Origin of the sequence: Microcoleus sp. A003_D6 (genome assembly GCF_036702825.1) — a bacterium.
In the GTDB taxonomy this organism is placed as follows: domain Bacteria; phylum Cyanobacteriota; class Cyanobacteriia; order Cyanobacteriales; family Microcoleaceae; genus Microcoleus.
This window is the reverse complement of record NZ_JAUBWA010000030.1, coordinates 50,208-59,461: the sequence shown is the minus strand read 5'-3', so window position 1 is coordinate 59,461 and position 9,254 is coordinate 50,208. Positions and strand designations below refer to the sequence as shown.

Below are 9,254 nucleotides of genomic sequence, written 5' to 3'. Positions count from 1 at the left end.
TCTAAGTTTCCCACGATCCAGATCAATGTCAATACTACCCTTGACAATTTCCCTTTTTCCTTAACTTGTCACCAATGCCTTAAACCCGTCTCAGTGCTAGTTAGAAACGAACAAAAGCGCGTTCAAGAACTCACCTTAACAGGCACCAGACAAATCTGGAACCAAGCCATCTTTTGCACCTGGACATTCAATTCTCAATCCGGCTCCAAATCAAACGACCCTTTAAGTAAATTCATCAACGGAATTATCAACACAACCAAAACTGTTGTCGCACAATTTACCGGCAACGAACGCATCTACAAAGAGAGCTTTTACAAACAACTGTTGCTCGATGCCTTCGAGCAAGGCTATATCCGCTGGGAACTCTTGCTCAACACCAAAATCGGACTAGAGATTCAACCGATGAATGCTGACAAACTTTGGACGTGGATGTGGCAAAAATTTAACAGTGCACCGACACCCCCGATTCCCCAATTGCTCACTTTAGAAGAAACTTCATCCGACTACAAGCTGACCGAAACAGTCAACACACACAAACACGCCTGCACCATTTTAATTGAAGGTATGAGCGGCCGTTCGAGCTGTCCAGAACACAAACAAACTAGCTCTTGCATCTGGCTAAACGGCAGAAATACAGAATGCGGCGTACTGACAATGGAAGATGCACCAGGAGGATGGATAAATACCAGAGAACAACTGCAATGGCTGTGGAAAATTATGAGCAATAACTACATCCGCGATACCGAAGCCGTCGTAGAAATAAGTGCTGCTCCCAACTTTATTATTCAAGACAACTTATCAAGGCAAGCTAAACAATCTAAAGGTGCTAAAAAACGCGCTTTAGAAAAAGGTCAAGGTCGTGATGTAGGAGCAGAAGTTAAACAGGAAGAATCCTTTGAAGCTCAAAAGAAAATGTACAAAGGTGCAAGAGCAATTCACGCTGCTGTCGCCTTCTTAGTCTACAGACATACTCCAAACCAGCTCAATCAAGCTTGTCAAATGCTAACCAATAGCTTCGGCTCTGCCAAAGTTTTAAGAGAGCGCAATATTGCTTGGCAAGTCTGGCTAGAAACTCTACCCATTACTGTAAGCTGGCTATTGCACAGCAGTTCGGTAATTAACGAACGCCGCCTCACCTTTGACACTGAAACTGTTGCCGGTATTTTGCCCTTAACTGCTGTTAGAGACATGGATTCAAAAGGAGTTGAATTTATCACTAAAGGCGGCAAACCCGTGTATGTTGACCTCATGCACGACCAAACGAGCCGCGCCGTTATTACGGGAGAAAGCGGCAGCGGTAAATCGGCTCTAGGAGGGCGATTTATTATCGATGCCTTAGCTGCTAACATACCAGTTGTGGGAATGGATATCTCAGCAGCAAGCGGTAGTAGCTTTGAGACAGCAATTAAACTTTTAGGCGACGAGGGTGCTTACTACGACATCACCTCCGGTAGCTCAAATTTGCTCGAAATACCCGATTTGAGACGCTTCGAGCGAGAAGAGCGATCGCGCCGACTAGACCAATGGAAAGAGTTTATCAGAAAAGGGCTGACTATTATCAGCATGGGCAAAGTCCGCGACCCCAAACTAGCCCAGCGAGTCGATGCCATTTTGCTGCTAACTCTGAAAAAATTTCTCGAAGACCCAGAAATTATCGAGCGCTACAATACTGCCATTGAAAAAGGCTGGAAATCCACCGCTTGGCAAGAAATACCAACCCTCAAAAACCTCCTAAAATTCTGCACGAAAGAGCAACTAAATCTACAAAGCTTTACCGACTTCGACCGCATTGCCATTAACCAAATTATCACTCAATGCAACGCATTACTAGCCTCACCTTTAGGGAAAGCAATTGGCAGACCCAGTACATTTTCACCCGAACCTGCTGTTAAGTTTTTTGCCATGAGCGACCTGGGCAACGAACAAGACCAATATTTAATGGCAATTAACGCCCACGCTGCTTGCATTCGCAACGCACTTTCTCACCCTAAAAGCTTATTTATCGGAGACGAACTTTCGATTTTGTTTAAAAAAGATGGATTTGCTGAAGTTGTGGGCGAGCTCTGTGCAGTGGGCAGAAAGAATGGCATTTCAGTGCTCTTGCTATCCCAAGATATCGACAGTATTTGTGACTGTAGTGCGGGAACCATGATTATGCAAAACATGGTGTACCGAATTACCGGAAGATTGACATCAAATGGAGCTAATTCTTGGGTCAAACGTTTGGGATATCCGGCTGAAATTATCAGTCAAAATGCTACAGAAGCTTTCCTCCCTAGAGCGGCTGAGCTTTATTCCAATTGGCTAATTGAAAAAGGAGGTCGTTTCTGGCAAACCCGATACTATCCAGGCGAGATGATTTTAGCAAGTGTGGCTAACAATCAAGCTGAATTAATGGCTCGTGCGCGAGTGATGGCTCAATACCCCAATACATTAAAAGGGCAATTGCTAGCACTCAAACAATTTGCATCTGAATATGTACAAGCTATTAAAGAAGGGCGTTCACTAGCCAATATTGGCAAGAATTCAGTCACAGATATCAAGGAACACAAATCCCATCAAAACTTGATAGTTAGCTAGAACGTTTGAAGCACTAAAAAAGTCAATTACTAATTACCACTCCTCGAATTACTGCACAACGGAGAAACACATGAAATCATCGAAATTTATCGTTAAAATTGCCCTCAGTATTCCTGCACTTGGGCTGAGTTTAATACTAAATTCTGTAGAAGCCAAGGCTCAAACTTCTAACAGCAATCGAACTGCCACACAGATTCCCATATCAAACAATCCTAACAGCAGCACTTTCAACCGCTCCAGCTTCACAGTTCCCAGTCAACAAATAGAAAGCCAAATTCAAGAATCAGCTAACAACTTCTTGAGCAACCCAAAACAAATAGGAGGTTTAGACAACACAATTAGCGGCATAACAGACGAAATTTCAGATAGCATCTCTACCATCTCCGACAGCATCTCTGGCATCTGGGATAATTTGTTAAATAAAGTCGAAAAAATTACCAGTGAAATAGAGTCAACTCTCTCTTCATTCCAGGGAGAACTCAAAGTTCCCGACCTAAAAGAAGCAGTTAAAAGCATAATGGACGGCAACGCATCTGAAAGCGAAGGAACCAAACTATCCGCTGCTTTAGAGAAGAAGCCAGAAAACTCTTACAGCCTCAGAGAAAATACCGCAGAACTAGCAGAAAGAGAAACTGCTGTCAGTGAAGCTAACAAAGCTACTCTGAGCAAAGAAGCTCAACAAAACCAAGCTCAAATGAAAGAAATTGTTCAGCAAAACGTAGAGCAAACTGGTCGCGAAAGCGAAAAATCGATGGAATTGGGTGCTGATTCGGCCAGTCAAGATGTCACTCAGAACATTATGAGAAACATATCTCAACAAAGTGCGATCGCATCTCAACAAGCAGCCTTATCAGCAGAAAATCAAAGTGCCTTAGTCATGCAGGGCCAGCAAGCTCAAATCGATCGCAGTCTTGGCAACATTCTCAACGCTCAACAGGCTGAAGAACTCAACGAAGTTAACACAGCCCAGAGACGGCAGGATGCTGCGGCTGCTACCGCTTCTTCTACTCAAGCCGGACTGTTCCAAATGCCGGGAGGCATCACTCTGGGCGTAACCGAAGACTGAAATCATAATAAGGAAATACCGCGATGCTCATGCAATTTATTGCCCAAACTAGCACAGCAGGACAAGCCCTCGACACTCTATCTGACGCAGTAGAAGTATCTCAAAAAACTGTCGAATCGTGGAATTTAGTTTGGTTTAATACCTTCAACACTCAAGAATCCTCTCTCTGGATTGCCTTAGTCAAACTCGGACTAATTTTAGCTGGAATATCTGTTAGTTACCTCGCTGTCACTACCGGAAAAGAAGTAATTGAAAAACAGTCTTGGTCTGAGTTAGCAGCCATGTTTATCTGGCCGCTCGTAATTGTAATTTTTCTCAGTAACAACGGCAAAGTCTTAGCTGAAAGCGTCAAATTTATCAAAGCTGTAGGCAGCACTCAAGTTCAAGAAATTATGAAGATTCAAGTCGGAGAAATGACCTTCAGAACTGCCCTGAGCGATGTTAACCTCACCAGTGCTGGCAAAGAAGAAATTGAAAAACTCTACAGCGAATGTCAGGGCAAAGTTGGAGAAGCTTTAGTAGAATGTTGGAACAGCAAAAAACAGCCAGCTCAACAAATCCTTCAGGCAGCCGAACAGCAAAATGGAGGCACTCTCAAAAGCTTGCAGCGATTTGTCGAAAACTTAGGCAATGCAACCAATCTTCAAGACATAGGAAATGGCGATTTTGCAGGGCAAGTTTTTAGGTCTACTGTTTTGCCGATCATTCGCTTAATTCTTAGATCGGTACAGTGGGCATTTGTCAACATTTTAGAAGCAGCGTTATTACTAACAGCTTTATTTGGGCCTCTGGCAATGGGCTTGTCGCTGCTGCCGTTGCAAGGAAAACCCATCTGGGCTTGGCTTGTAGGATTTATGTCCTTATTTGGAGTGCAATTGGGCTACAACATTGTTGTTGGATTAGTGGCTGTAGTGATTGTCAAATCCGATGCAGAGTTAGTTACAGATATCGCCTTTTTATTCTTTTTAGCTGTGTTTTCTCCCGTTCTAGCCGTGTTAATAGCCAAGGGAGGAGGAACAGCTTTGTACAGTGCGATCGCCAATAGCACCAAACAGCTTACAGATATTGCCAGTAATGCGATCGGTGTTATGGCCGGAAAGCTCATTTAGAAGTCATTTGTTGAGCCCGAAAATCCCCAAATCAACCAACACTAAACAGTTCAATTATGAATTTTAAATTTCAAAAAACCCAACCTTTACTCCCGGAATCAAAAAACACATTAGCTCTGTGTTTTGTCCTGTTAACAAGCTTTGTTAGCCTCCTAACAATTGCTGTTTTGGTTAACACAGTTAGCTTGAGAGCCTTATCTCAAAAAAAAGTCACCTTTGTCCAGTTAAAAGACGGAACAACAGCCCGAATTGCCGAAGAAGACGGACTGTACAGAGAACCTAAAAATATCCAAACTTTTGTCTCAAGTTGGGTCAACCTAACCTGGGCTTGGTCGGGTAAAATTCCCGGCACAAATGAGCCTGACCTTGGCATAAAAGTTAAAGGTAGTGCCAAAGTTCCTACAACTGCTTGGATGGCTTCTTTGATGATGGAGTCAGAATTTGGTAAAGCTTCACTTATCGAACTGGCCCCACTCGTTCCCAACACCATCTATTCAGGAAAAACCCGCTCAGGAGTCTATATTTCTCATATCTCAGAACCGAGAGAAATCAAAAGAGGAACTTGGGAAATAGATGTCATTGCTACTCGCGTAGTGCTAGAGCAAGGCATTGGAGAAAGCCGAGAACAGTTTAATCGAACTTTCACCGTCAAAGCCGTAGAAATTCCCAAATCCCCTCTCAAAGAAAACGCTAATGAATTAGAGAAAACTGTTCACTCTTTGAGAGCAGCCGGATTAGAAATTTCCCGCATTGTCCAATTCAAACCTTAAAAAGGGAAGGGTTCGGGTTCGGGGAAGGATAAATAGGGTAAAGCGAAGAGATACCGCCCCTACAAAAACCGATTTATTTGTACTTCACTTACCTGAAAAGTGCTGTAGCTGAACTTCAAGCTGTTGTATTTCAACCAACAAATCAGTCCGAATTTTCTGCTATTTCCCACTCACATAAAAGCCAATCATTTGTTAGTCCACCATCGTAATAAACAACAATAGAGGTAGCCATGAGTAATAGACAAGAATCTTCCCAAAATTCTCATCAAACAAAGTTGATATCAGCAGGATTTGAGCAAAATAATTCACTCCCTCTTGAGAGCAAGAGTATCGTTAATAACGATAGTAGCAAGATATCAGAAGATAACTTTTCCCCGAACCCTTCCAAAGATGATAACTTTTTTCCTTCCCCGAACCCGAACCCGAACCCTTCCGAAGAAGAAGATGATGATATTGACGAGAACTTCATTGCCAACTTTGACCCCAATGCACCTCTAACACTTGAAACTCAATATCAACTCGCTCAAGATGACGAAAAACCACTGCCGCCACCTGTTTCCGAAAGAGGCGTTCCTAGAGCAGTGACAATATTGCTGCTGACTGGAGGGATATTATTGCTAGGGCTGCTAATTTGGCAATTTATCAAGCCCAAATCACCTCGCGAGTCGATCGCACAATCAAAATCAAATATTACCCCATCTCCCACCATTAAAGATGAAAAGCCAGAATTGCTGGCGAGATTGGCCTACCAAGACCAGCAAAAACTGCTGACCGAGAAACCGCAAAAAACTGCCAAACCCAAAGTAGAACCATCGCCCAAATCATCACTCGCGAACGCGCGAACTCCCCGCCCCGTGGCTACCCGTCCAACTACACGGCCACCTATTCCCCGAAGCGAACCCCGAAACGAACCCCGAACAGTAGTGCGGACAATAACTGTACCCGCACCCGTACCCTCAAGAACACCTGAAAGAATACCCTCAAGAACACCCGCACCCGCACCCGTTCCCATATCTAAACCGTTTGCACCCTCAACTCGGAATGCAATTCCAACTCCGACATCCGAAAAAATTGATCCGTTTGAGCGGTGGAACCAACTTGCCCAACTCGGACAAGTCAGGGGGAATTTTGACCCTAACCAAATAGCGAATGCCGCTTTTGCAACACCGAACACTCCAGCGACAACAACTGCTACCGCCGCCACTGTGACAAAGCCAACTCCAACAACTGAATTCCTAACAGTGAATATCGGCAACCAAAAGTCGCAACCCTCATACGTTCCTTTCGAGCAAATCCCACAAGAACGAGATAGCCACCCAAATAACACCAGCGGGGAAAGGCTACACCGGGAGTTTCACTACGGAGAGGACAACCTCGAAACCACTGACAACTTCCCAAATCCCACTAACCAATTAACGGAGGCTACCCTTTCCCCACAAACAATTTCCGATTCTACCAATAACCCAATCGAGACTGCGACTCGCCCAACGTCTCGCCAAACATTTTTGCCCGATACAGAATTTCCAACCCTTTCCCCAGAAACCACTTCCATGCTCTCTCCCTTAACAAATTCCCAAACTCTGGAACCAGTAAACTCCCCAGGAGCAAAGGGCATTCTCAACCGCACGCCCCAAACGGACTCCACCTCCCAAACAATTCAAGTTCCCCTTGGAACAAATTTTTCTGGCGTAGTTTCGGTTCCGCTGCTGTGGGATGAAGGCTCAGGCAAACAGCTTTACAACAAATTTGCTGTCACCCTCACGTCGGACGTGACAGTAGATGACGGTTCTATTGCATTTCCGGCAGGGACAGTTGTAATTGCCAAAGCCAACACTGTAAGCATTGCGAATCGCCTGGTGCAAGCTACTGCTGTCGCAATCGTCTACTCAGATAGTTCTGGGCAGATTAAACAGCAGGCTATTCCAGAAAGTGCAATTTTGATTACAGGAGAGGGCGGAGGGCCGCTAATTGCTTCAGGCTACTTTGACCCAGGTTCCGATATTGCTTCGCAGGATATCCTCACCGCACTGCTGTCGGGAGTTGGACGAGTCGGTCAAGTGTTCGCAGAGCCTAAAGTTAGGAGTTCTAGCAATATTAACGGCCGGTTTGGGGGCAGTACAACCACGGTTGAAAGTCGCGACCCCCAAATTTGGTCAGCCGTCCTCGATGGCTTTTTCAGCCCCTTGGCAAAACGGATGGAAAGCCGCTCTGATAGAGCAACTGAGGAACTTTTAAAACGCCCCAATGTAGCTGTGGTTAACAAGGGAACTCCGGTTTCTATTACTGTTAACAGCTTTCTCAACATCCACCGATAACCGAGCCGTGGTGAGCGGGCGAGAGTAGCGTCCCTCCTCCTGACGAGTGTAGGTTTTTTGGTTAAAGCCTTATCCCATAAGAGTTTGAGATTTTCGTGCCAAAGCCTAAAACCGTTGCACTGTCGATTGTTTGCAGGGTTTTACCGAAACTTACACCTGTCAGCGTCCCTCTTCTCCCCCTCTTCCTTGTTTCTACCGCCAACAGCTTTTTTACCATCCACGGATAACAATTATGAATGCTATAATGGTCTTCCCAAAAATTAAAATTTTCAGTTGGTCAATCCTTGTGGCAGTGTTGGCTGCTGCGAGCTGCCCGAACTATGCTTTTTCTCAGTCAGCAGCAACAGGCTATCAAACGGTAGGCCGAGATATTGCGGTTAATAGTGCGATCGATCTTTTAGTGTACCCCGGTCGTGCAACTGCGATCGACTTTAGCTCTACCGACGAGGCTCTCGCCTACGTTTTAATTGCCGACCCCTCAAAAGTAGTTTTCACCACCGACGCACAGTTAGCAAGCGGCCTTGCCAAGACTGTTTTCTTGCGTCCCATTCAAACGCTTAATTTTCCAGGGGCTACCACAGCTACCATCACCAACATCTCAATCAAAACTGTAGATTCAAAAGGCAAGCAGCGACTTTACAACTTCAACATCGTCCCTACCAACAAAAAACCAGAAAACCTAGGAATTCGCATCGCTCCTCTAACCCCTGAAAAATCGCCGACTTTAAACGTTGGTAGAGGCGGCACATTTACAGCATCAGATGTGGAAAAAGGTTTGCTTATTGCCATTCAAAAAGGCTACACAGCAGCCAACGACCCAGTAGTTTACAGCGTGCGGCAATTTTTAGCTCTTGTTAGAAATCAGAATTTATCTGTTACTGAGGCTGCTGCAAAGGCGGGAGTAGATTTGTCAGTGATTGTCGAACTCGGCAAAATACCTCTTGAAGCATCAAACGACTCTGGAACAAAATTGCAGTAGCGACAGACCCCAACAGCTAGAACTACTCGGATTCGTAAGTCGTGACATACTCCTACCTTCATAACCGATTTTTTTACCATTACTGCGGGCTGCAACCTGTGTATTTTCGTTCATCAAACCCGGTGTCTAGCCATCGGTGCGTCTAGGACTGTTCGTGTAGCAGCGGGATAATGAATATTAGACTTGCATTGCATTCATTCGTTCGCTCTTCTTGAAAGGCATCTGCGTTAAGAAGCGTTAAGAAGCGGTTTCCTGTTGTTGTATCAAATATTTATGCAATGCAAGTCTATTGGAAACCTGCTAATTCTGAGGACTTATCCCTTTTGAATGATTCTGATTAGTATGTGGCTGCGCTAGTAATGTCGATACAGTCCTGGACGCACTCACCACCCCCCCCGGTTTTTTTATCCTTCCCCACTCGCTTGAAGAGTCAGC

6 protein-coding genes are annotated in these 9,254 nt (G+C 44.8%); all 6 read left to right on the top strand.

What is annotated here, in order from left to right; all coding sequences use genetic code 11:
- A partial coding sequence (locus tag QUB70_RS11100; protein WP_332980300.1) for a hypothetical protein occupies positions 1–2,580 on the top strand: 2,580 nt, incomplete at its 5' end.
- A 70-nt stretch (positions 2,581–2,650) separates the two neighbouring features.
- A complete protein-coding gene (locus QUB70_RS11095) occupies positions 2,651–3,646 on the top strand; it encodes a hypothetical protein (RefSeq protein WP_332980299.1) in 996 nt (331 codons plus the stop codon).
- 23 nt (positions 3,647–3,669) lie between these two features.
- Entirely contained in the window at positions 3,670–4,755 is a 1,086-nt protein-coding gene (locus tag QUB70_RS11090) for a hypothetical protein (protein WP_332980297.1), read from the top strand.
- Between the two features lie 56 nt (positions 4,756–4,811).
- Entirely contained in the window at positions 4,812–5,525 is a 714-nt protein-coding gene (locus QUB70_RS11085; RefSeq protein WP_332980295.1) for a hypothetical protein, read from the top strand.
- A gap of 230 nt (positions 5,526–5,755) precedes the next feature.
- Positions 5,756–7,840 (top strand): hypothetical protein, encoded by a 2,085-nt coding sequence (locus QUB70_RS11080; RefSeq protein ID WP_332980293.1) that lies wholly within the window; start codon positions 5,756–5,758, stop codon positions 7,838–7,840.
- A gap of 232 nt (positions 7,841–8,072) precedes the next feature.
- On the top strand, positions 8,073–8,819 hold the full coding sequence (locus QUB70_RS11075) for a hypothetical protein (RefSeq protein WP_332980292.1): 747 nt from the start codon (positions 8,073–8,075) through the stop codon (positions 8,817–8,819).
- The last annotated feature ends 435 nt before the right edge of the window (positions 8,820–9,254 follow it).

Excerpts from the sequence above, each read along its gene's own strand:
- QUB70_RS11095 (WP_332980299.1), top strand. The coding sequence starts at position 2,651 with ATGAAATCATCGAAATTTATCGTTAAAATTGCCCTCAGTATTCCTGCA.
- QUB70_RS11090 (WP_332980297.1), top strand. The coding sequence starts at position 3,670 with ATGCTCATGCAATTTATTGCCCAAACTAGCACAGCAGGACAAGCCCTC.
- QUB70_RS11085 (WP_332980295.1), top strand. The coding sequence starts at position 4,812 with ATGAATTTTAAATTTCAAAAAACCCAACCTTTACTCCCGGAATCAAAA.
- QUB70_RS11080 (WP_332980293.1), top strand. The coding sequence starts at position 5,756 with ATGAGTAATAGACAAGAATCTTCCCAAAATTCTCATCAAACAAAGTTG.
- QUB70_RS11075 (WP_332980292.1), top strand. The coding sequence starts at position 8,073 with ATGAATGCTATAATGGTCTTCCCAAAAATTAAAATTTTCAGTTGGTCA.